This is a genomic window from Galbibacter sp. L-19 (assembly GCF_056857615.1).
The window spans coordinates 65,483-90,538 of sequence record NZ_JBSXNL010000054.1 but is presented as its reverse complement, the minus strand read 5'-3'; the positions used below and the strand labels follow the sequence as shown (position 1 = coordinate 90,538).

The following is a 25,056-nucleotide window of genomic DNA, read 5'->3' as shown; positions in this document are numbered from 1 at the left end:
AGCCCTTTTAATAAGCTCTGAGCTTTTTTCTACACCAAAGAGATCCTTAAGACGTCGTTTCCTCTTTTCTAAAGCAGATAAGGATAGTGTCATTTTTTTAGTGATCATTTTCATGGTATAAAAGCGTGAGAGCAGGTATAGCAACAGATGATTCTCTTCATCCAGCAGGTAAGTGTTAGCTCCTTGTTCGGTCAGGTATCTTACGACTGTCTTGCTGTAATATGGGGTGTTGTCTATAAGACGGTATAGGGCTATGGCCATCTCCTTATAGCACATCTCTTTTTTAATTACAAAACCCATAGGGTGAAGGTTTTTGAACATGTAACGGATATGGAAATGGTCTGTATAACTCGAAAAGATTATTACCCCAATCCTAGGGGGAAGTTCATGTAACTTCTTCACCAAAGTATTCCTTGACAACCCCTCCCAATCCGTAGAGGGAAATATATAAACATCCAAAAAAATCAAATCAATGGAGCCGTCATCCACAAAGCTGAGAGCTTGCTCCAGAGTATAGGCCTTGCTTACTCGGAATTGAATCTCTTTTTCCCTTTCAACTTCACGGATTACTCTTTCAAATGTTTCCATTACATGCCAAGGAACATTAATATACAATATGTGGTAACTCTTTCTCATATCCCACCTTTCTCCTATTCCCACCCTATTTTATAGGGTAGTAAACTTTAAAATTAATAAGTTCGAACGCAGCCCAGGTAGCCGTTATGGATAAAAAAAGTATACATTTAGTCTACTTTGAGAGACTCCGTTTATACCTTCAGTGATCTTCATGTATATTTCTTTCCGTCTGGGCGCATTTCAGTATGACAAAAACCGTTTCCCTTGTAAAGTGCGGTCTGGGGCTCAAAAAGGGGCATATCAATGACCTATCCATACCACTCTTTTATACATGTACCCTTTGATCCAGTGGTTCTCTAAAGCGTTATTCATAGCATCAAAATTTAACATATGGTATGTTATATTTTTATAGGTCGGGGGCATAATGCCCATTCCTTGTTCTTGGGCTAATGAAAAAATCGTAAAGGGTGCATTCCATATATCAAATGGAACAATTCCAGATAGCTAATATGTTTAATTTTCATCAAATACTAAATGTCAAAATCTGGCTATTTTTTATAAAAATCTGGGATTTTGACCGTACCCCATTATTTAAAGTTGCATCAGATCCGTTTGGATATCTGCACTTCACTGGATTTCAATGATAAAATTAAGGAGGTAAACATGTCTGTAAGGGATTAAAATGTATCTGAGAGGGATTATTTTAATCAAATTCATGAAAAATTCATGGATTTTTGGTATCATACCAAAATGTATAAAATATTGGCTGCAAATACTTACCTGAATCTTTAAAAGCATTAATTTTTTATAGGAATGAAATTACCCTTTTGTGTGACTCCTAAAGTCGCGATGTTCTTTTTTATAAAGTTCCGATTCGGGTAAATTTTTAAAATATTCATAGGTAATTTTCATCCCTTCTGTTCTTGAAGTTTTTGGCTCCCATTCTAATACTTCTCTTGCTTTGGTAATATCTGGTCGCCGTTGTAGTGGATCGTCTGTAGGTAAAGGCTTATATACTATTTTTTGATCTGTTCCTGTAAGTTTTATAATTTCTTCAGCAAAATCTTTAATAGAAATTTCAGTAGGGTTTCCAATATTTACTGGCTCGTGGTAAGTACTCATTAAAAGTTTATAAATTCCTTCTATTTGGTCGTTCACAAAACAGAAAGAGCGTGTCTGACTACCATCTCCAAAAACGGTTAAATCTTCTCCTCTCAATGCTTGTCCTATAAAAGCTGGAATTACGCGTCCGTCATTGAGACGCATTCTTGGTCCATAAGTGTTAAAAATACGGGCAATACGCGTATCCACCCCATGAAAACGGTGATATGCCATTGTGATTGATTCCATAAAGCGTTTTGCTTCATCATAAACACCACGAGGTCCTACGGGACTCACATTTCCGTAATATTCTTCTGTTTGAGGGTGCACCAATGGATCTCCATACACTTCGGAAGTCGATGCTACCAGAATTCTAGCTTCTTTATCCTTGGCTAATCCTAATAAATTATGCGTTCCTAAGGCTCCTACTTTTAATGTTTGAATTGGAATTTTTAAATAGTCAATGGGGCTAGCAGGAGAAGCAAAATGTAAAATAAAATCTAAAGTTCCAGAAATATCAACATATTTAGTTATATCATGATGGATAAACTCAAAATACTCACTGCTTCTTAAATGTTCTATATTTTTTAAATCGCCAGTAATTAAATTATCCATTCCAATAACATACATGCCTTCGGCAAGAAACCGATCGCAAAGATGAGATCCTAAGAAACCTGCTGCTCCAGTAATTAAAATTCGCTTCTTTTCCAATTCTATTATTTTGAAGACGAAGATACTTAAAAAATTGTTTCTTTTTAATTGGGGTTTCTTGATATATAGCCCCTCTTTAAAGAAAAGAAATTGTCTAAAAGTATCTATAGTATAATCTATACGTCATCCTGAGCTTGTTGAAGGATTATTTTGATTATATGTTGTTTAAAAACTTCAACAAGCTCCTTTAGACAAGTACAGATTGCTTTTTAGAGAGCCTCTTTTCCTAGCTTAAATCTTATAATTCTATACTTGTAATGTATATCAGTTTACATATTTCTTCTATACTGCCCTCCTACTTCAAACAATGCTTGTGTTATTTGTCCTAATGAACACACTTTAGTTGCTTCCATCAAAGCTTCAAATACATTTTTATTCTGAATAGCTGCTGCTTGTATTTTAGCAATCGCATCTTTTGATTCTTCACTATAAATGCTATGAAGCTTTTCTAAAGTAGCTATTTGTAATTGTTTTTCCGTTTCTGTTGCACGGATTACTTCCGAAGGAATTACTGTAGGAGAACCTTTACTACTTAAAAAAGTATTCACTCCAATAATTGGGTATTCTCCTGTATGCTTCAAGGTTTCATAATACAAGCTTTCTTCTTGAATTTTTGACCTTTGGTACATGGTTTCCATTGCTCCTAATACGCCTCCACGTTCTGTAATTCTGTCAAATTCTTTTAACACAGCTTCTTCCACCAAATCGGTTAATTCTTCTATAATAAAGCTCCCTTGAATAGGATTTTCATTTTTTGCCAAGCCTAATTCTTTATTGATAATAAGCTGAATTGCCATTGCACGGCGCACAGAATCTTCTGTAGGTGTGGTTATTGCCTCATCGTATGCATTGGTATGTAATGAATTACAATTGTCGTAAATAGCGTACAGTGCTTGAAGCGTTGTTCGGATATCATTGAAATCGATTTCCTGCGCATGTAAAGACCTACCTGAAGTTTGGATATGGTATTTTAACATCTGTGAACGTGCATCGGCACCATACTTTTCTTTTAATGCTTTTGACCAAATTTTACGAGCTACTCTTCCAATTACGGCATATTCTGGGTCAACTCCATTGGAGAAGAAGAAAGATAAATTAGGCCCAAACTTATTAATATCCATTCCTCTACTCAAATAATACTCCACATAAGTGAATCCGTTTGCTAAAGTAAATGCTAATTGGGTAATAGGATTAGCGCCAGCTTCCGCAATATGGTAACCAGAAATTGATACGGAATAAAAGTTACGAACATTGTTTTCTATAAAGTATTCTTGCACATCTCCCATTAATCGCAATGCAAATTCGGTAGAGAAAATACAGGTATTTTGCGCTTGATCTTCTTTTAAAATATCGGCTTGAACCGTTCCACGAACCTGTGCTATAGTTTTTTCTTTAATTTCTTGATACACATGTTTTGGAAGCACCATATCTCCAGTAACCCCTAAAAGCATGAGTCCGAGTCCGTCGTTTCCTTCTGGCAACCCTACTTCATCTGCGCCTTCATTACGAGAAAAACTCTGATATTTTGGGGGTTCACTATTTTTTTGCTGATAAATTGCCTTGATTTTCGCTTTAACCTCTTTTTCTAAACCATTTTCTTTGATATAGATTTCACACTGCTGATCTATGGCTGCATTCATAAAAAAGCCTAATAACATCGGCGCAGGTCCGTTAATAGTCATACTTACCGAAGTCATAGCATCTGCTAAATTAAAGCCAGAATACAATTTTTTGGCATCGTCTAAGCAGCAAATGGAAACGCCTGCATTCCCTATTTTTCCGTATATATCTGGACGATGGTCGGGATCGTTCCCATATAAGGTAACCGAATCAAAAGCAGTGGACAAACGTTTTGCAGGCATTCCTAAACTTACGTAATGGAAACGTCTATTGGTTCGTTCTGGTCCTCCTTCTCCAGCAAACATCCGTGTAGGATCTTCCCCTGTACGTTTGAAAGGGTATAAACCTGAAGAATACGGAAATTCCCCCGGCACATTTTCTTGTAAAACCCAACGTAAAATATCGCCCCAAGCTTGGTATTTTGGCAATGCTACTTTTGGAATTTGCGTGTGAGATAACGACTCGGTATGCGTTTGCATACTAATTTCTTTGTTTCTAACTTTAAAAGTATATAATGGTGCTTTGTACTTGGCAACCTTATCTTTCCAACTTAAAATTGTCTCCCAATGATGAGGGTCTAAATTAAGCTTTACCCTATCAAATTCGCCTACCAAAAGTTTAACAAATTCGGATTGCTTATTATCTTCCGAAGAAATTTCAACTCCATGCTTCGATAAGCTCAAATTTGTATTGGTTACGCTACATAAGGTTCGATAAATGCCATATAGCTTTTGAGCCACTTCTACCTGCTCATCCACTTTCTTGTCGTAAGCGCGATTATTCTCAGCAATTTCCGATAAATACCTAGTTCTATTTGGAGGAATTACAAATACTTTTTCACTCATTTCTGAAGAAATCTCAAAACTCGATTTTAAACGAGCGTCAGTTTTTTCTTCAATCTTTTTCATTATTTCTTTGTAAAGTGTATTCATACCGGGGTCGTTAAACTGCGCGGCTATGGTACCAAATACAGGAATATCATCTGCTTTAGCTTCCCACATTCCATGATTGCGCTGGTATTGTTTCTTTACATCTCTGAGTGCATCTAGCGCCCCACGTTTATCAAATTTATTGATGGCCACCAAATCGGCAAAATCGAGCATATCAATTTTTTCTAACTGCGTGGCTGCACCAAATTCTGGAGTCATTACATATAAGGATACATCCGAATGATCTAGAATTTCGGTATCGCTTTGTCCTATTCCAGATGTCTCCAATATGATTAAATCGTATTCAGCAGCTTTTAAAACCTCTACAGCTTCAGCAACATGTCTCGACAGCGCTAGATTTGATTGCCTCGTTGCCAAGCTACGCATATATACTCGTGGATTATTAATGGCATTCATCCGAATACGATCTCCTAACAAAGCGCCTCCAGTTTTTCTTTTGGAAGGATCTACAGAAATAATTCCAATTTTTTTATCATCAAAATCGTTTAAAAATCTACGTACCACCTCATCTACCAAACTACTTTTCCCAGCACCACCAGTACCTGTAATTCCTAAGACAGGGATAGTCCCTCCTGACCTCCCCGAAGGAGAGGAATTCTTCATTTTTTCAAATTTTTTAAGAAATATATCGTGGTTATTTTCAGCTAGTGTAATAAGTCTTGCTATAGTATTGATATTTTTTTCCTTTAATGCTTCTTCTATTCCCTTCCCCTCGGGAAGGGTTAGGGACGGGTTTGCATAGTCAGAATTTTCCACCAAATGATCTATCATTCCTTGTAATCCTAATTCCCTTCCATCATCTGGAGAATAAATCTTAGAAACACCATAATCCATTAATTCTTTTATTTCCTCCGGAAGAATAACACCACCGCCACCACCAAAAATCTTGATATGCGAAGCACCACGCTCTTGAAGCAAATCGTGCATATATTTAAAATACTCATTATGTCCTCCTTGATAAGAAGTCAACGCTATAGCATTTGCATCTTCTTGGATAGCAGTATTTACCACTTCCTCAACACTTCTGTCGTGTCCTAAATGGATTACTTCCACTCCAGTTGCTTGGATAATACGGCGCATAATATTTATGGTAGCATCATGACCGTCAAAGAGGGAAGCTGCAGTTACAATTCTTATTTTATTCTTAGGTATATATGAGTTTGATTGCTTCATTTGTAATAAGATGTGTTTTATACGTACGCAATTTACAGAATTTGCATAAAAAAGGGGCTTATTTTAAGAATAAGTTAATCCTATTTTCTTACGTTGTAATTCTACTCAAACTTAAGGAAAATCCTAAAGTCTTTTTATAACATTTTTCAACAATAAGTAACTATAAAACTTAAGAAACCATATGCATAATAATCTAAAAGCTATTATTTTTGAAAGAAAAAGATACTCAGTGCATTACGGCTGAATATTACAAATAATAAATTAACCAAACACCTGGTAGCACGTCCATTTTTGGAAAGCTATTTTTAAAAATATGGCAAAAATAACAATACTCATTCACTGTAAAGATACATCGGGAATTATAGCATCGGTAACCAACTTTATCCATAAAAACCATGGAAATATTGTGTATATCGACCAACATGTAGATAGACAGAACACTACTTTTTTTATGCGATGCGAAAGCGTATTCAACCCAAAAACCTTTCATTACGAAAATTTTAAATCGGTTTTCCAAGAGTTGATTGCAGAAAAATATGAAATGGAATGGCAGGCATATACAGATGACTACAAACCTAAAATGGCAATTTTTGTCTCGAAATACGATCATTGTTTGTACGATATTTTAGGTCGCTATAATGCTGGCGAACTCAATGTTGAAATCCCATTTATTATTAGCAACCATCCCGATTTAAAACATATTTCCGAGAGTTTTAAAATCCCTTTTTACCATGTTCCAGTAACAAAAAACACCAAAGAAATTGCCGAGCAACAGCAATTAAAACTATTAGAAGAACACGGAATTGATTTTATAGTATTGGCAAGGTATATGCAAATAGTATCAGAAAAACTTATTGAGCGTTATCAAAATAAAATTATCAATATTCACCACTCCTTCTTACCTGCTTTTGTAGGTGCAAAACCTTACCATTCCGCCTATAAACGCGGGGTTAAAATTATAGGAGCTACTAGCCATTATGTAACCGAGGAATTAGATGCAGGCCCTATTATAGAACAAGATGTTGCACGTGTTACACATGCCCATTCTATAGACGATTTAGTTATGAAAGGGAGAGATTTGGAAAAAATAGTTTTGGCACGGGGAATTAAACTTCATATCGATAGAAAAACGATGGTTTTTAATAACAAAACAATCATTTTTAGCTGATTCTCAAAGCAGACTCTTCTAGCGCAACAATTCTAAACAAAATTACCTTCAACTTAATATTTTGGTAATTTCTAGTTAACACTATTTCCTTTCTGTTTATGCAACTTTGTACCATCAAAATGAGTTTCATACTTGAATAGTTTGAGTTAGCAGTTAGTTAGTTTAGAAAAGCCGATTTTTCCGAATCGGTTTTTTTTATGCTTTAAAGTTAATTCCCATTATCCAATAAAATGTTTTCAAACACTGAAAAGCATCCTAATATTAAGGGTTAAAAGACATTTTTAAAATATTTTCTCTTTTTTCTTACAGCGAAGCGGTCTTATATCTTTGTCTATTATATTTTTTTATGCAAACTCTCAAAGTACTTAAATGCATTTTGGAGTCGAGAGCCATACCATGAAAAGTATTCGCCATCCACTAAAATAATTTTTACAGAAGGAAGCTCTCGTTGAATTTCATCAATATGTTTTTGCTTAAACGGGAAAGGCTCAGATGACAATAATATGTAATCTAAATCTTCCATCATTTTTAATTCTGAAAGCAATACTTCTGGATAGCGAGCTTTCTCTCCAAATGCATTTATAAACCTATTCTCTTTCAGCAAAAAATCAATAAAAGTATTATTACCAGCCACCATCCATGGTTTTCTCCAAATAAAATAAGCCACTTTTCTTTCTGAAGCATCCTTAACAAAAGCTTTAAAACTTTTCCATTCGCTCGTAATGGTTGTAATTAAATTTTCTGCGGAATTTTCTGCGGAAAATAATTCTCCATATTGTTTAATAAGTGCTAAACTGTCTTGGAGCGTGTAAATATCTGAAACATGAACTGTTGAAATCTTCTCTAAAGTCGACACTATTTCCTTAGTATTTTCTTCTTTATTACAAAGAATAACATCTGGCTTAAGCGATTGTATAAGTTCGTATTTTACATCTTTTGTTCCTCCAACAACCGTTTTATTTACAAGGGCTCGTTTGGGATGCACGCAAAATTTTGTAACTCCAATAATACGTTCTTCCAAACCCAAATCGTATAACAATTCGGTTTGCGAAGGCACTAAAGATATAATTCTTTGTGGAGTACTTTTTAGATTAATATGTCGCCCTAATTGATCTTTCAAATTACAGCTTTATAAAAAAGAAGCCATTTGTTGCTGCATTTCTAACGCTTTTTCTTTTGCTTTGCCTGCAAAATCTTCTCCATTAGAAGCATATATAATTCCTCGAGAAGAGTTTATTAACAAGCCAATATTTTCTGTCATCCCATATTTACAAACATCTTCCAGACTTCCTCCTTGAGCTCCTACTCCAGGAACAAGTAAAAAACTTTCAGGAACAATTTGTCGAATTTCTTTTAAATATTCAGCTTTTGTAGCGCCCACTACATACATTAAATTTTCTGAGTTTTTGTAAGATTTAGAGGTCTCCAATACTTTTTGATATAAAGGAACTTCTCCTACTTTTAATGTCTGAAAATCAAATGCTCCTTCATTAGAAGTGAGTGCTAAAAGAATGGTATGCTTATCTTTAAAAGCTAAGAACGGCTCTACAGAATCCTTCCCCATATAAGGCGCTATGGTAACAGAATCAAACTCCATATCTTCAAAAAAAGCTTTTGCATACATGGTAGAAGTATTCCCAATATCTCCTCGTTTTGCATCGGCAATGGTAAACAATTCTGGGTAATTCTCATTGATATAATTAATTGTCTTTTTCAAAGCTTCCCATCCTTTAATTCCAAAAGCTTCGTAAAATGCAATATTAGGTTTATAAGCCACAGCCAAATGGTGGGTAGCATCAATAATAGCTCTATTAAACTCAAAAATAGGATCTGTTTCCTTCAATAAATGATTCGGTATTTTTTTGATATCAACATCTAAGCCGATACATAAAAATGATTTTTTAGTTCTTATTTGTTGAATTAATTGTTCTGTTTGCATTTGTTTTATTTCTGATATAAAAAATGCCATACTTCGACAAGCTCAGCATGACATTCTTCATTTAAAATTTATCATTTAAAATTCAAAATAACATCCAATTTACATTGTTTCACTAGCTTCTTTAAGCTTCTCTGTATTTTCTGTCATTTTAAGTTCTTCCACAATTTTCTGAATATCGCCATTCATAATATTCGATAAATCGTAAAGGTTTAATCCAATTCTATGATCTGTTACACGCCCCTGCGGATAATTATAAGTTCTAATTTTAGCACTTCTATCTCCACTTGAAACCATGCTCTTACGTCTTGCAGAATCCTCCTCTTGCTTTTTAGCCAATTCACGCTCATACAAACGTGAACGAAGTACTTTTATAGCCTTTTCTAAGTTTTTATGTTGCGATTTTTCATCCTGACAACGCACTTCTATCCCTGTAGGTAAATGCTGTAATTGGATAGCAGAATATGTGGTGTTAACCGACTGCCCTCCAGGTCCTGTAGAAGTTGTTCTGATAATTTTTACATCTCCCATATCAAGCTCTACATCAAACTCTTCAGCTTCTGGCAACACCATTACTGTAGCTGCAGACGTATGCACACGACCTTGGGTTTCTGTTTGAGGTACCCGTTGCACACGGTGTACCCCCGATTCAAATTTTAAAGTTCCGTAGACATTCTCTCCATTAACCTCAAAAATAATTTCTTTATAGCCTCCAGAAGTTCCTTCATTAAAATCTACCACATTAACTTTCCATCCTCTGCTTTCGCAGTATTTAGTGTACATTCTATGTAGGTCTCCTGCAAAAATACTAGCTTCATCTCCTCCAGTACCTGCACGAATTTCCATCATTACATTCTTAGAATCTTCTGGGTCTTTAGGTATTAATAAAAACTTGATTTCGTCTTCTAATGGCCCAAGTTTCTCTTTAGCTTCTTCTAACTGCATTTTAGCCATTTCGACCATTTCAGCATCACTTCCATCAGCAATTATCTCTTCGGCTTCTTCAATATTACTTGTAACCTCTACATACTCATCTCGCTTTTGTACAAGTTCATTGAGTTCTTTATACTCTTTATTTAATTGTACATAACGCTTTTGATCGGCAATTACATCTGGTTGGATGATTAAATCCGATACCTCATCAAAACGTTGTCTTACAATATTTAATTTATCTAACATAATTATTCTCTAATTCGAAATGCAAATTTACGATTATTTTTGTTGTTTTTATAGTTAGATGTTATTCAGTTAAAATTTCCTTTATTATAAGCATTTATCTATAAAAAATAATACTTTTACTCTCATTGAGAGATTTATAATGACTAAAATCATCCCTGTTCTAAATTTATTCGTGTGAAATCCCTATTCTTAATTTTCAACTTTTATAAAAGCTACCTTCTAATTTCTGTTTTTATACAGTTTATTTTACTATTTATAAAATTTCCCATTCCCGCTATTTTATTTACAAAAACCCTTTTCTTTAGTGCTTTATTTTTTACTACAGCCAAAATTGGGAATGACAATAAATTTACATTTTATCAAAATCTTTCTGTTTCCATCCCAAAATTATTTGTCGGAGTTTTATTTACAGATTTTGTTGTAAGCATTGTTATGTATTCTTTTTTAAACCCACTATTTTGAAATTAGAAATTGATAATATCGAGCTTTCTTATGCTGATAAAAAAATATTGGCTGGTATTTATTTTAAGAATGATATAGGAAAAGTAACAGGAGTATTAGGAAGAAATGGCTGCGGAAAAAGTAGTCTTTTAAAAATCATCTTCGGAAGTCTGCAACCAAAATACAAACTTCTTCGCATAGATGAAAAGCCCCTATTAAAAGCATTTTATAAAACAGGTTTAGTTAAATATTTACCACAACACCAAATGCTTCCTAACAACATAAAATTAAAGGATGCCTTTTTTCTGATGAGTGTAAATTGGAACGATTTTGTAAAAGTTTTCCCGAGTTTTGAAACTCATAAAACTGCAAAGCCAAAAGAAGTATCTGGAGGAGAATTACGAGTTATAGAGACCTATCTTATATTAAAATCGGAAGCAAAATTTGTACTTTTAGACGAGCCCTTTTCTCATATTGCTCCACTCTATATTGAAAAAATTATAGAAATTATTGATGAAGAAAAAGATCAAAAAGGAATTATTATTACAGATCATTTATATGAACATGTAATAGATATATGTGATGATTTATACCTCTTAAGAAACGGACATACAAAGCAGGTTTCTTCTCGGCAAGATTTAGTAAACGAACATTATTTGGTAAGTTAGTTCTTCAAGAAAATACGCCTTTTGAAGTTCTTCAGAATGACCCCTTCGACAAGCTCAGGGTGACAAGCTCAGGGTGACATCCTCATGATGAAAAGCTCCACAGCAAAAAGATCAGGGTGAAAAGATCAGGGTGAAAAGCTCCTCAATTAAAAAAATCAGGGCGACAAGCTCAGGGTGACATCATCATGATGAAAGTAAAAAGCTTTGGGTGAAGAATTCAAGATAAAAAACCTCAGAGCTTACTTTTTCAAGTAAATTCTGAGGTTTTTTATATAGCATTTGTACACCTTTAAAATATTTAAATTTTCTGCGTAAGCCCTACCGAAAATTCAGGAAAAGCTTTTGAGTATTCAAATATTAATTATTTAGTAATTATCCACATTTAGAAGATCCACAATCTTTACAAGTTAAGCAACCTTCTTGGTATACCAAATTACCTCCTTCACAGTTGCTGCATTTCTGCCCTTTTGCCGCTGTTCCATCTTGAACATATCGTTTTAAAGCTCTTGCCACACCATTTTTCCACGTGTTAATCGACTCAGAATCTAATTGTAAACTGTTAATTAAATTCACTACTCTTTCAATCTCCATTCCATGTCGAAGTGTACTCGAAATTAGTTTAGCATAGTTCCAGAATTCAGGATTGAATTTATGAGACAACCCTTCAATAGTAGTTTTATACCCTCTCTTGTTTTTATATTGAAAATCATAACGAGAGGTTCCATCTTCATTTCTATTCTTAATAATTACTCCATCTTCAACCCAACGCGGAATTAAAATTCCGTCTTCATCATCTGCTAATCCTGTAAAAATCTCATAAGGCTCTCCGTCAATCAAACCAATAAAGGCAATCCATTTTTCCTTACTATTTTGAAAACGCACCACATCGGCTTCTAAAACCTGAGGTCGTTTTGTGGTTAATACTTTCTTTTCTGTAGTTTCTTCTTCTTTCTTTTCTTCATTAGAAATTAAAACCCCACTACGAGAACCATCTCTATACACGGTAACACCTTTACATCCTACCTTCCATGCTTCTAAATACAATTGTCCTACTAATTCTTCTGTGGCATCATTTGGCAAGTTTATGGTTACACTTATTGAGTGGTCTATCCATTTTTGCACAGCTCCTTGCAATTGTACTTTACTCAACCAATCTACATCATTAGAAGTAGCTTTATAGTAAGGCGACTTTTGGATGAGCTCATCAATTTCTTCCTGACTATAATTTTTTGAAGTATCAATTCCGTTTATTTGCATCCACTCTTTAAATCGGTGGTGAAAAACAACATATTCTTCCCATGAATCTCCTACTTCATCAATAAAATCTACACGTACATTTTTATCATTTGGATTTACTTTTCTTCTTCTTTTATATACTGGTAAAAATACAGGCTCAATTCCAGAAGTAGTTTGCGTCATTAAACTTGTAGTTCCAGTAGGAGCAATAGTTAATAGCGCAATGTTTCTTCTCCCGTACTCCAACATTTCGTAATACAGCTTATCATCTGCTTCTTTTAGACGAAGTATAAAAGGATTATCTTTCTCACGGTCGGCATCAAAAATACTAAAAGCTCCACGTTCTTTAGCCATTTCAACCGAAGCTCGGTATGCTGCCAAAGCTATTGTTTTATGTACATTTACTGAAAACTCATTAGCTTCTTCAGTTCCATATCTATAACCTAGCGCTGCCAACATATCTCCTTCCGCAGTGATTCCAACTCCAGTTCTTCTTCCTTCATATGCTTTTTTACGGATATTAAGCCAAAGGTTTTTCTCAACCAATTTTACATCATCTCCTTCTGGATCTGCATCTATTTTAGCTAAAATATTATCAATCTTTTCTAATTCAAGGTCGATAATATCGTCCATAATACGTTGTGCTAAACCAACATGCTTTTTGAATAAATCAAAATTAAAACTCGCTTTGTCTGTAAACGGATTTTCAACATACGAATAAAGGTTGATTGCCAACAATCTACAAGAATCGTACGGACATAACGGAATTTCCCCACATGGATTTGTAGAAACTGTTTTATACCCTAAATCGGCATAACAATCTGGAACAGATTCTCTAGAAATAGTGTCCCAAAATAGAATTCCTGGTTCGGCAGATTTCCATGCGTTGTGCACAATTTTATCCCACAATTTAGAGGCTTCAATCTCCTTTTCTACTTTAGGAGTCTGACTATGAATAGGGTACTTTTGTGTGTAATTTAATCTCCCATCAACCGCTTTCATAAAATCGTCATCAATACGCACCGATACATTTGCACCAGTAACTTTTCCTTGCTCCATTTTTGCATCAATAAAATCTTCAGCATCTGGATGATTTATAGAAACAGAAAGCATTAAGGCTCCACGACGCCCATCTTGCGCCACCTCACGAGTAGAGTTAGAATAACGCTCCATAAACGGTACAATTCCGGTAGATGTTAATGCCGAATTTTTTACTTCCGATCCTTTTGGACGGATGTGAGATAAATCGTGACCCACACCTCCACGACGTTTCATTAGTTGCACTTGCTCTTGGTCAATCTTCATGACTCCACCATAAGAATCAGAATTTCCATCATTACCAATTACAAAACAATTTGATAATGACCCTACTTGGTATGGGTTTCCAATTCCTGCCATCGGACTTCCTTGAGGTACTATATATTTAAAGTCTTTTATCAAATCGAACACCTCTTCTTCTGTCATTGAATTAACATACTTTTCCTCTATTCTTGCAATTTCTTTTGCAATTCTACGATGCATATCGTTTGGAGTAGCCTCATAAATATTCCCTTGAGAATCTTTAAGCGCATATTTATTTACCCAAACCGTTGCTGCTAAATCGTCTCCTTTAAAATATTCTAAAGAGGCTTTTATAGCTTCTTCCTGTGTATATGTTTTTTTCAAATTAGAAGTCTCTATTTTTTGCATTTTTATAATGATTTTGTGTGGATACTTAAACTGTATAGGGGAATGTTCAACAACTTACAAAACATCTAAGCTGTCAACACCACAAAACTAATTAAAATTAAAACACGAATTAAAATTATTTTAAAAAAGTTTACAAGAAAAAGCACTTAAACACCTAATTATCAATATTTTACAATTTTACTAACAATGAAAAGTTTACAACTTTTTTAATTGTAAGGAAATTTAATTTATTAAAAATCAATATTTTATTCGATTAAAACCTTATGATTATCTCAAAGGAAATGCTAGTTTTTTGGATAAAAAACTATGAATTAGATACCTATTTTAACAAAAGTATATAGGCTTATTCTTACTTTTATTTTCAACAAAAATTAAATCAACTACATCGGGGTAGCCCATAGGATTTCCAAACGAAACAATCTTATTTCGGCGCAGAGTTCTTCAACTCCGGACAGGCTCTAGGGAATAAAACCCTTTATGAGGGATTAATTAATATTCAAAAGTACCGTATGTACTTTTTATGGTAAGTTTTTTAGTTTCTGAAGCTTCTACTCTACCTATTATCTGTGCCTCTACATTGAAAGATTTAGAAATAGCTATTATATCTTGCGCAATACTTTCGTCTACATACAACTCCATTCTATGTCCACAATTAAAAACTTGATACATTTCCTTCCAAGAAGTTTTAGACTGCTCTTGAATTAATTTAAAAAGAGGTGGCACATCAAACATAGTGTCTTTTACAACGTGTACATTATCTACAAAATGAAGTATTTTAGTCTGCGCTCCTCCACTACAGTGAACCATTCCATTAATTTTTTCTGAAGAATAGGTATTTAATATTTTCTGAATTATTGGCGCATAGGTTCTTGTTGGAGATAGTACTAATTTTCCTGCATCTATTGGAGAATTCTCTACTTTATCTGTCAACTTTACTTTTCCAGAATACACTAATTCAGAAGGAACAGCATGATCAAAACTCTCAGGAAATTTTTCAGCCAAATACTTATCAAAAACATCGTGGCGCGCAGAGGTAAGTCCGTTACTCCCCATTCCCCCATTATATTCAGTCTCGTAAGTTGCTTGTCCAAAAGAAGCCAAACCAACAATTACATTTCCGGGTTTTATATTAGCATTGTCAATTACCTTACTACGTTCCATACGCGCGGTAACAGTAGAATCTACAATAATAGTACGTACTAAATCTCCTACATCGGCAGTTTCACCTCCAGTAGAATGAATTTCAACACCAAATTTTTTCAATTCAGCAATCAGCTCTTCGGTTCCATTAATAATAGCAGAAATTACTTCACCTGGAATAAGATTTTTATTTCTTCCGATAGTTGAAGAAAGCATAATATTTTGTGTTACCCCCACACAAAGAAGGTCGTCGATATTCATAATCAACGCATCTTGAGCTATTCCTTTCCAAACTGAAATATCTCCAGTTTCCTTCCAATACATATAAGCTAAAGATGATTTTGTACCCGCTCCATCGGCATGCATAATAATACAATGATTGTTGCTCCCTGTAAGATAATCGGGTACGATTTTACAAAAGGCCTGTGGAAATAATCCTTTATCTACATTTTTTATAGCGTTATGAACATCTTCTTTTGATGCTGAAACACCTCTTTGCGCGTACCTTTTGCTAATCTCTGAACTCATGTATCAATATTTTGTGCAAAAATAGCCTATTAATAAAAAGCACACAAACAAAAGTTGTGTGCATCTTATTACAAATTACTCGATAATCGAGTTTTAACATTTCAAAGTATGTTTGGAAACCAAAAATTCAATAGTCCGTATAAACGTCAGTTATCGGTTTTTTTGCTTTATTTTTTGGTTTAGCACTAGCGTTAGCAATTCTGAATGGATTCGGACGTAGTCGAACACGCCATAATTGCGATGATATATTATTATGCTTAGTGCTTTTTTATTCTTGATTTATCAATCTCCATTCGATATAGTCAGATAGTCCTTGTAAATCTTGGAAAACAGAAAAATGATTGTATCCATATTTATTCAATTCAAATTTTAATTTCTTTCGATAATCTTTATCGACAATTATTTTTTCCAACTTTCCTTTTGCAGGAGCTTTAGAAAAAGATTTTTCAGGATTTGGATGTATTGTAAATAATCCTTGTTGAGCTATAATTCTTTTAGTTACTGAACGAGGTTTGTATACAGTTACTATTTCAAAATCAAATGGGTCAATTTCCGTTTTTGCGTATGTTTCATACTTAAATTTATATATTGCGGCATCACAATCTTCATCAAAAGCAACCGCAAAGAAAACCGCTATCATTGGATTTTTTGTCCAATCAAGTAACCGAGTAGGAACTCCATGATGTTGCGCTAAAGCTAGCCATTCCCAATTGTTTTCAGGGATTATATCTAAAAATGCTAAGGAATTATCTTTAAAATAATTTATTGCATACTTATCATTAAATTTATTAAAGGGTTTTCTACCTGCTTTTGGAATAAGTTCCCAATTTGCATTTGATTGCCCACGATATATTGTTGACTTCTCAGAGGAATCAAATAATTCGTGTAAATCACTAAATTTATTTACTCTATATTCTTTCATATCATTAAGCAGAACTATCGTGTAAACAACAACTCTCTATATTTCGTTAGTGGCCATATATTGTCTTCCACCAATAATTCCAATTTATCGCAATGGTAGCGTATTTGCTCAAAGTAAGGTAACACTTTATTACAATAAGCTTCGGCTTTTAATTGTGCTTTTTCTAATTTATTGGCGCTTTTTCGCTCCTCAATCATAAATTTTACCTTCGAATTTATTTCTGAAATATGATTTGATATTTCTTCGATTAAATCTATTTGCTCTGGAGCTAATTTTTTAAAATCGCTTCCAAAGACCTCTTTTAATCCTTTTACATTCTGAATTAATGTATTTTGATATTTAATAGCGGTTGGAATAACATGATTTCTAGCGATATCTCCTAAAACACGACCTTCAATTTGCACTTTATGCGCATACTCTTCTAATTCTATTTCTTGACGCGCTATTATTTCTACAGAATTCATCACCCCCATTTCTTCATATAAATCGATTGCTTTTTTAGAAACCACCGCTTTTAGTGCCTGTGGGGTATTTTTATTATTACTAAGCCCACGCTTCTCAGCTTCCTTTTCCCAAGCCTCGCTATAACCATCTCCTTCAAATCTAATTTTCTTAGAAGCTTTGATATACTCTCTCAATACATTAAAAATGGCCTCATCCTTCTTCAATCCTTTTTTATCAATCAAACCATCAACCTCTTTTTTAAACTCTTTTAACTGTTTTGCTACAATTGTATTTAAAACCGTCATTGGTTTAGCGCAATTAGATTTTGAACCAACCGCTCTAAATTCAAATTTATTTCCTGTAAAAGCAAAAGAAGAAGTCCGGTTTCTATCGGTATTATCTAAAAGAATTTCAGGAATTTTTCCAACTACATTCAGTTTTAAATCTGTTTTTTCTTGAGGTGATAACTTCCCTTTAGAAACATCTTCCAATTCATCTAAAACCTTTGTTAACTGAGAACCAATAAATACTGAAATAATTGCTGGCGGTGCTTCTCCTGCTCCCAAACGATGATCGTTTGTAGCTGAAGCCACCGAAGCTCTAATAAGCTCTTCGTTATCATGAACTGCTTTTATTGTATTAATAAAAAATGTAAGAAACTGAAGATTTTTTGTAGGTGTAGTCCCTGGACTTAATAGGTTTATTCCATTATTTGTTGCCAACGACCAGTTGTTATGTTTTCCAGAACCATTAACTCCCACGAAAGGTTTTTCATGAAAAAGCACTTTAAAATTATGCTTATCGGCAGTTTTATCCATTAAATCCATTATAAGAGAATTATGATCTACCGCTAAATTAGCTTCTTCAAAAAGTGGCGCTAATTCAAACTGATTTGGTGCTACTTCATTATGACGTGTTTTTACTGGAATTCCCAATTTAACACAATCGTTTTCCAATTCTCTCATAAAATTAAGCACTCTATCTGGAATTGAACCAAAGTAATGATCGTCTAATTGCTGACCTTTAGCTGGCGAATGCCCCAAAAGCGTTCTTCCTGCCAAAACAATATCTGGTCTTGAATATGCTAATGCCTTATCTATTAAGAAATACTCTTGCTCCCAACCTAAAGTTGCATTTACCTTAGAAACACTTTTATCAAAATAGCGAGCAACCTCTGTAGCGGCATTATCTACCGCTTGTAAAGCTCTTAAAAGTGGCGCTTTATTATCTAAAGCCTCCCCAGTGTAGGAAACAAAAACAGTAGGAATACATAATGTTGTACCATAAACAAAAGCTGGAGAAGTTGGATCCCAAGCTGTATAACCACGAGCTTCAAAAGTATTTCTAATTCCACCATGCGGAAAACTAGAAGCATCTGGCTCTTGCTGCACTAATTGATCGCCTCCAAATTTTTCTACCGCCTGAGAACTATTTATAGGCTCAAAAAAAGAATCATGTTTTTCTGCAGTAGCTCCAGTAAGTGGCTGAAACCAATGTGTATAATGAGTTGCTCCTTTAGTAATTGCCCAATTTTTCATTGCCGATGCAATCTCATCTGCCAACTTCCTATCAATTTTCAAGCCGCCTTCTATAGCAGAAATTACATTATTGTACGCCTCCTTAGACATAACTTGACGCATTACCATTTCATTAAAAACATTGGTTCCAAATATTTCAGAACGTTTACTAGTTACTTCAACTGGTAAAGGTTTGCGTTCAAAAGTTTTATTAATTGCCTTAAATCTAATTGTTGACATATTGCTTCGTTATAAAAAAGTTGATTTTAAATTCTAAATGTTTGATAAATAACAAAAGTGCTATTTAAGCTTTTTATTCGATACCTTTAAGTAAATAAAATATTAAATTATTATTAACAAATTTCAGGATATTTATATAAAAAAGAAAATACCCCCTACAAAAATAGGGTATTAATAAAAATAGCAAACTTTTTTCAAAAATACCCCTTTAATTTTCGGGACAAGAAACAAAATACCATATTTTTGTCTACGAGTAAAGTTCAATTAAAAATTATTATAAGAAATGAGCAAGGCTAAACTTGAGTACATTTGGTTAGATGGATATTTTCCAACCCAAAACATGAGAAGTAAAACTAAAGTTGAAGATAATTTCAGCGGTAAACTAGAAGATTGTCCAATTTGGTCATTCGATGGTTCTTCTACAAAACAAGCAGAAGGAGGTTCTTCTGACTGTTTATTAAAGCCTGTTTCTATTTTCCCAGATCCAGCAAGAAGAAATGGATACTTGGTAATGGCAGAGGTTCTAAATGCCGATGGTACGCCACATGAAACCAACTCGAGAGCTACAATTGATGATGAAAATGATGAAGATTTCTGGTTTGGTTTCGAACAAGAGTACTTTATTATGGATGCTAAAACACAACTTCCATTAGGATTCCCTGTTGGAGGTTACCCTGGTCCACAAGGATTATATTACTGTTCGGTTGGTGGTTTAAACACTCACGGAAGAGAAGTTGTTGAAAGACACGCAGATTTATGTATCGACGCAGGATTAAACTTTGAAGGAATTAACCAAGAGGTTGCATGCGGACAGTGGGAATACCAAATTTTCGCCAAAGGAGGTAAAAGAGCTGGAGACGAAATCTGGATTTCTCGTTATTTATTAGATAGATTATGTGAAGAATATGGTTACTATATTGAATACCATCCAAAACCAGTTAAAGGAGATTGGAATGGTTCTGGTATGCACGCTAACTTCTCTAATACATTATTGAGAACTTGTGGTTCTAAAGATGTTTACGATAAAGTTTGTGAAGCTTTTAGACCAGTAACTAAAGAACATATTGCTGTTTATGGTGAGTTTAACGACGAGCGTTTAACTGGAAAACATGAAACTGCTTCTATTACCGATTTTAGTTATGGGGTTTCTGATAGAGGAGCTTCTATCCGTATTCCAATTATTACAGTAGAAAAAGGATACAAAGGATGGTTAGAAGATAGACGTCCTGCTTCTAATGCAGATCCATACAAAGTTGCTTCAAGAATTATTGAAACAGTGAAAGACGTAAAAGCCTAAACACTTTTAAGATTTAATATATAAAAATGCTGTCTATTTTAGGCAGCATTTTTTTTGTTCTTTTATAGAACACCATAAAAATAGGTCAATAACCACTAGAAGAAAACTAAAAAAACGGTTCGATATAGCCGTTAAAACAGCAAAACTATTACATCCTACAACCTTGTAAATCAGATACTTAATCTAAAGTATAGTCCAGACAAAAATACCGTATAGCCCTAATAAAATTATTCCATCACGCCAACCTAATCGTAATCCTCTTGGCAAAAAAACCAATGGTAGGATAATAAATGAGATTCCTAACATCCAATAAATATCGTTAGTAAGTAAGCCCTTATCGTTAATTATAATTGGTTGAATAATTGAAGTAACTCCAAGAACCGCCAAAATATTGAACATATTAGAACCTATTAAGTTTCCTAAAGAGATAGCTTTTTCCTTTTTCATTACTGCTATTATAGAAGCTGCCAATTCGGGCACACTTGTTCCTATAGAAACTACCGTTACCGCTATTACCCTTTTACTTACTCCATAAAATTCGGCCATTCCAACTGCTCCGCTAATTAGTAATTCCGAACCTCCCCATAAGCAGACTCCTCCTAAACCTAAGAGAATCCCTGTTTTTAAAACCGATAAAGGCGCTTCCTCCTTTACCTCCAATTCCTCCACAACTGCAGGTTTTTGAACTTTTAAAAGGTAGATTAAAAAAATTATTAGAAAGAGCACTAGGATAATCCCTTCATAGCGCTGTAGAGAATTGTCAAAAGCTACAAAACCAAATAACACACAAGAAGAAATCATCATTACTGGCCAATCGGTTTTATAAAAGCTTCGTTCCACTTGTATAGGAGATAAAATAATAGTTACGGCCAAAACCAATCCTAAATTTGCCACATTAGAACCAACCACATTTCCCATTGCTAAATCTGGAAAACCATTTAAAGCCGATTTTACACTTACAATTAATTCTGGAGCTGATGTGGCAAATGAAACCACCGTCATTCCGATTACTATTTTAGGAATATTAAGTCGTAAAGAAATACTAACTGCCGACTTTAACAACCAATTTCCTCCTAATATCAATAAGATTAATCCAGAAACAATAAAGAGTAAATTCATATAAAAAATTCTTACAAAGTATTTTGCTAAACAAAGATACTTCTTCCTTTAGCAAAACATAACAGTATTTATAAATTACCAACAACAAAAACAATAAACAACTACAATAATAGTTTATTAACTATTTTTATAGTTGTATAACTAAAATAATAGTTATATATTCGTTTCAACTTAAAAGAAATAAATTTCTACTCATGCAAAAGCTAACAAATAAAGAAGAAGAAATTATGAAGATTTTATGGAAGCTTGACAAAGCTTTTGTAAAAGAAGTTCAAGCAGAAATAAGGGAAGATAAACCCCATTACAACACCCTTTCTACTATTATTAGAAATTTAGAAGAAAAAGGATACGTAGCACATAATGCTTTTGGAAATACACATCAATACTACCCTATTATAAAAAAGGAAGCCTACCGAAAAAGATTTGTATCGACAGCAGTTGAAGATTATTTCAACAACTCCTATAAAAACATTGTTTCGTTTTTTGCTGATGAAAAAAAGATTAGCGTTGCAGAATTAAAAGAAATTATAGAACAAATAGAAAAAAATAACTAATGGAAGTTTTCTTTATACATCTCGTAAAATCGTCTGGGATTTTGGTATTATTCTGGGCAGTTTACCACCTATTTTTAAAAAAAGAAACTTTTTTTAATTCAACTAGATGGTTTTTAAATTTTGGATTAATTGCCTCCATCGTTATCCCTTTTATTTATTTTAAAACTATAAATATTATTGAAGTTCCTACAAACACTCCTACTTCTCTACCTACAATAACAAATGAAACAGCACAAGAAATTTCTGTAGCCAGTAAATTACTAACTTATGCTTTCTATGGATATCTATTAGGAATATTATTTTTTAGCACTAAGCTATTAATTCAATTAGCTTCATTATATCGGTTTATAAAAAAAGGAACTCTCAAGAAAGGTAATTTTAACTATGTGCTAACAAACGAAAATATGAGTCCGTTTTCATTCTTCAACTATATAGTTTACAATCCAAACATATATAAAGAGAAGGAATTAGAAGCCATTCTAACCCATGAGCAAATTCATGCAAAGCAGCACCATTCTATTGATGTTATTTTTCTTCATATATACACCATTGTATTCTGGATAAACCCAATTGCTTGGTTGTATAAAAAGGAACACACTCAAAACTTAGAGTATATAACAGATCTACATACTTCTAATAAACTCAATACCCAAAAAGAATATCAATATTTACTATTGAAGCAATTAAACGGAATGCAATATTCCATCATCAATCCATTTTATAATTCATTAATCAAAAAACGAATCGTTATGTTACAAAAACAAAAATCAAACAAAAAGAACCTTTGGAAGTACAGTTTAATCCTCCCGTTATTAGCTGGTTTTATGATGCTTTTTAGTTTTAAAACAGTTACTAAGTTTAATCATTTAAATGAAAACACTACCAATCAATACGTAATTACAAAACAAACAACAGATAATGAGCTTGAAGAATTAAAAAATAAAGTCCAAAAACAGGGCAATAAATTAATCTATAGTAATCTTAAACGCAATTCGTCTGGATTAATAAAAAATATTAAGATTAAGTATATTGTAGGAAGCATAAAAGCAGGACCAACGGAATTCAGTAAAGAAGAAGGGATTGGTAATTTATATTTCGGAACAAACAACAACACTGTTTATTTAGATATTGAAAAGTCCACAGACAATAACCTACTAACAGAACAAACCTTAAGCAAACAATTAGGCGATCCTATTTATGTGGTAGATGGTAAAATAATGCCGAAAGATTTTGATGTAAAGTCAATTGACCCAGAAAGTATTTATAGCATGAATGTTATAAAAGGAGAGAGTGCTATTGAAAAATACGGTGAAAAAGGCAGAAATGGAGTTGTAGAAATATTCTTAAAAGTTAGTGACCAAATAAACTTAAACAGTAGTGATAGTAAAAATAGTTTTAAAATATCTTCAACTACAATAGATCAAAAAGAAAAGCCACTTTATGTTTTAGATGGCAAAATTCTCCATGAAGATTTTGATATAAATACGATTGATCCTTCCACAATTAATCATATTAATGTACTCAAAGATGCTAAAGCTACTAAAAAATATGGAGATGAAGGTAAAAATGGAGTAATTGAGATTGTTTTGGAAACTAATACTAGTGAAGCAAAGAATAAAAGTACTTCAATTCAATTTAAAAAAATTGACCCCAATCAATTAATTATTCTTGATGGAAAAGAAATAAGTCATGAAGAATACTCCAAAATAGATCGAGAAGAAATTAGAGCTTTTATCATTCTTAAAGATGGAGATGCCGTTGAAAAATATGGTGAAAAAGGTAAAAATGGAGTAATAATAATTCAAACTAAAGGAAGTTCAAAAAATAGTTTTTAAATTTAATACATCGTATAGCTTATATTAGCTCATTGCATTTATAGAAAAGCAATGAGCTATTTTTTTGAGTAAGGATTCTAACGGCTAGTTTTCGGTATACTTTTACTGATTTTTTATCAAAAAAAATAAAGAAAAACTTGATTACGGAGCAAAATCCGCCACAAGAGATAAACGACTATACTCCCGATAATTATCTCTATATTTTTTACCTTTACAAGAAAAATAACTATATGAAAAAGAAATTTTTTAAACTGTTAGCAAGAATAAATAAGTTAATCCTCCCTTCTTTTACAAAAAAAGAACTGGATTTGGCAAAAGCGAGTAAATTCCAATTAGCTATTATTGGCTGGCGTGCCTATGTTACCAAAAATGCTTTGGACTAATAAGTTATAACCGCTTTTACTTCATGATTTTTCAATTTTTCTCTTCCAGAAAGGAAAGATAATTCCATTAAAAAATTACACTGCACCACTTCTCCACCTAGTTTTTCTACTAATTTACATACCGCTTCGGCAGTTCCACCAGTTGCTAAAACATCGTCATGGATTAGAACTCTATCTCCTTTTTTTATAGCATCGGTATGGATTTCTAACTTATCTTCTCCATATTCTAAAGCATATATTTGTGAAGTAGTTTCTGCTGGCAACTTATTTGGTTTTCTAACTGGCACAAAACCACATGTTAGTTTTTGAGCCAATAATGTCCCGAAGAAAAAGCCCCTACTTTCAATTCCAACTACAACATCTATTTTTTTACCCTCTATTTTTTTATACAACTCATCCACCGCCAAATGGGTTGCTTTAGTACTCAATAACAGTGGTGTAATGTCTTTAAACAAAATCCCTTGCTTTGGAAAGTCTTGTATATCACGAATGTAATCTGAGAGCTGCATAGGTTGTGCTTTTTTTAATTTTAGCTAATAATACAATAAAAATAACTTAATCTTAAAATTAAAATATTCTGTCGTAAAATTATTTCGTATAACTACTGTTTATTCTTACTTTTAGCCAAA

At 33.4% G+C, this 25,056-nt stretch carries 18 protein-coding genes; 6 read left to right on the top strand and 12 right to left on the bottom strand.

Annotation, left to right across the window (positions count from 1 at the left end; all coding sequences use genetic code 11):
* The 3 genes from AC13CQ_RS09360 to AC13CQ_RS09350 all read right to left on the bottom strand — a co-directional run.
* Positions 1 to 636 (bottom strand): response regulator (locus tag AC13CQ_RS09360; RefSeq protein WP_482882868.1); only part of this gene is annotated, 636 nt, incomplete at its 3' end.
* A 759-nt stretch (positions 637 to 1,395) separates the two neighbouring features.
* Entirely contained in the window at positions 1,396 to 2,388 is a 993-nt protein-coding gene (locus AC13CQ_RS09355) for a UDP-glucuronic acid decarboxylase family protein (RefSeq protein WP_456867508.1), read from the bottom strand.
* 269 nt (positions 2,389 to 2,657) lie between these two features.
* Positions 2,658 to 6,131 (bottom strand): methylmalonyl-CoA mutase family protein, encoded by a 3,474-nt coding sequence (locus AC13CQ_RS09350; RefSeq protein WP_482882867.1) that lies wholly within the window; start codon positions 6,129 to 6,131, stop codon positions 2,658 to 2,660.
* Between the two features lie 313 nt (positions 6,132 to 6,444).
* On the opposite strand from AC13CQ_RS09350, the gene purU reads away from it, so the two are divergent.
* Positions 6,445 to 7,299, top strand: a complete 855-nt coding sequence (gene purU / locus AC13CQ_RS09345) for a formyltetrahydrofolate deformylase (RefSeq protein ID WP_335588621.1) — start codon at positions 6,445 to 6,447, stop codon at positions 7,297 to 7,299.
* A gap of 334 nt (positions 7,300 to 7,633) precedes the next feature.
* Here the strand turns inward: purU and AC13CQ_RS09340 are convergent, their stop codons facing one another.
* The 3 genes from AC13CQ_RS09340 to prfA form a co-directional block, all read right to left on the bottom strand.
* Positions 7,634 to 8,419 carry an ABC transporter substrate-binding protein gene (locus AC13CQ_RS09340; RefSeq protein ID WP_482882866.1) on the bottom strand — a complete coding sequence of 262 codons (786 nt, stop codon included), beginning with the start codon at positions 8,417 to 8,419 and terminating at the stop codon, positions 7,634 to 7,636.
* Between the two features lie 9 nt (positions 8,420 to 8,428).
* Positions 8,429 to 9,238, bottom strand: coding sequence for an orotidine-5'-phosphate decarboxylase (pyrF, locus tag AC13CQ_RS09335; RefSeq protein WP_482882869.1), 810 nt, complete (start codon positions 9,236 to 9,238; stop codon positions 8,429 to 8,431).
* A gap of 99 nt (positions 9,239 to 9,337) precedes the next feature.
* Positions 9,338 to 10,414 carry a peptide chain release factor 1 gene (gene prfA, locus AC13CQ_RS09330; RefSeq protein WP_008613058.1) on the bottom strand — a complete coding sequence of 359 codons (1,077 nt, stop codon included), beginning with the start codon at positions 10,412 to 10,414 and terminating at the stop codon, positions 9,338 to 9,340.
* Between the two features lie 458 nt (positions 10,415 to 10,872).
* Between prfA and AC13CQ_RS09325 the strand changes: the two genes are divergently transcribed.
* Positions 10,873 to 11,523 (top strand): ATP-binding cassette domain-containing protein, encoded by a 651-nt coding sequence (locus AC13CQ_RS09325; protein WP_456867511.1) that lies wholly within the window; start codon positions 10,873 to 10,875, stop codon positions 11,521 to 11,523.
* Between the two features lie 372 nt (positions 11,524 to 11,895).
* Here the strand turns inward: AC13CQ_RS09325 and AC13CQ_RS09320 are convergent, their stop codons facing one another.
* From AC13CQ_RS09320 to AC13CQ_RS09305, 4 genes are all read right to left on the bottom strand, one after another.
* Positions 11,896 to 14,448: an adenosylcobalamin-dependent ribonucleoside-diphosphate reductase gene (locus AC13CQ_RS09320; protein ID WP_482882864.1), complete on the bottom strand. Its 2,553-nt coding sequence runs from the start codon at positions 14,446 to 14,448 to the stop codon at positions 11,896 to 11,898.
* A gap of 489 nt (positions 14,449 to 14,937) precedes the next feature.
* On the bottom strand, positions 14,938 to 16,116 hold the full coding sequence (locus AC13CQ_RS09315; RefSeq protein WP_482882863.1) for an AIR synthase related protein: 1,179 nt from the start codon (positions 16,114 to 16,116) through the stop codon (positions 14,938 to 14,940).
* Positions 16,117 to 16,384: 268 nt separating this feature from the next.
* Positions 16,385 to 17,038 (bottom strand): FRG domain-containing protein, encoded by a 654-nt coding sequence (locus tag AC13CQ_RS09310; RefSeq protein WP_482882862.1) that lies wholly within the window; start codon positions 17,036 to 17,038, stop codon positions 16,385 to 16,387.
* A gap of 14 nt (positions 17,039 to 17,052) precedes the next feature.
* The gene (locus AC13CQ_RS09305) at positions 17,053 to 19,239 is read right to left on the bottom strand and encodes a glutamine synthetase III family protein (protein WP_008613065.1); all 2,187 of its coding nucleotides are present in this window, start codon (positions 19,237 to 19,239) and stop codon (positions 17,053 to 17,055) included.
* A gap of 283 nt (positions 19,240 to 19,522) precedes the next feature.
* On the opposite strand from AC13CQ_RS09305, the gene AC13CQ_RS09300 reads away from it, so the two are divergent.
* Positions 19,523 to 20,536, top strand: a complete 1,014-nt coding sequence (locus AC13CQ_RS09300; protein ID WP_008613066.1) for a glutamine synthetase beta-grasp domain-containing protein — start codon at positions 19,523 to 19,525, stop codon at positions 20,534 to 20,536.
* Between the two features lie 183 nt (positions 20,537 to 20,719).
* On the opposite strand, the gene AC13CQ_RS09295 is transcribed toward AC13CQ_RS09300, so the two are convergent.
* The gene (locus tag AC13CQ_RS09295; RefSeq protein WP_008613068.1) at positions 20,720 to 21,655 is read right to left on the bottom strand and encodes a calcium/sodium antiporter; all 936 of its coding nucleotides are present in this window, start codon (positions 21,653 to 21,655) and stop codon (positions 20,720 to 20,722) included.
* A 194-nt stretch (positions 21,656 to 21,849) separates the two neighbouring features.
* Between AC13CQ_RS09295 and AC13CQ_RS09290 the strand changes: the two genes are divergently transcribed.
* The 3 genes from AC13CQ_RS09290 (at position 21,850) to AC13CQ_RS09280 (ending at position 24,427) form a co-directional block, all read left to right on the top strand.
* Entirely contained in the window at positions 21,850 to 22,209 is a 360-nt protein-coding gene (locus AC13CQ_RS09290) for a BlaI/MecI/CopY family transcriptional regulator (RefSeq protein ID WP_008613075.1), read from the top strand.
* The gene (locus AC13CQ_RS09285) at positions 22,209 to 24,044 is read left to right on the top strand and encodes a M56 family metallopeptidase (protein WP_482882861.1); all 1,836 of its coding nucleotides are present in this window, start codon (positions 22,209 to 22,211) and stop codon (positions 24,042 to 24,044) included. The genes AC13CQ_RS09290 and AC13CQ_RS09285 overlap by 1 nt, the downstream gene beginning before the upstream one ends.
* A 230-nt stretch (positions 24,045 to 24,274) precedes the next feature.
* Positions 24,275 to 24,427, top strand: coding sequence for a hypothetical protein (locus AC13CQ_RS09280; RefSeq protein WP_040880028.1), 153 nt, complete (start codon positions 24,275 to 24,277; stop codon positions 24,425 to 24,427).
* Here AC13CQ_RS09280 and AC13CQ_RS09275 read toward each other — a convergent pair.
* Positions 24,424 to 24,936 carry an adenine phosphoribosyltransferase gene (locus AC13CQ_RS09275; protein WP_482882860.1) on the bottom strand — a complete coding sequence of 171 codons (513 nt, stop codon included), beginning with the start codon at positions 24,934 to 24,936 and terminating at the stop codon, positions 24,424 to 24,426. The genes AC13CQ_RS09280 and AC13CQ_RS09275 overlap by 4 nt on opposite strands.
* Between the last annotated feature and the right edge of the window lie 120 nt (positions 24,937 to 25,056).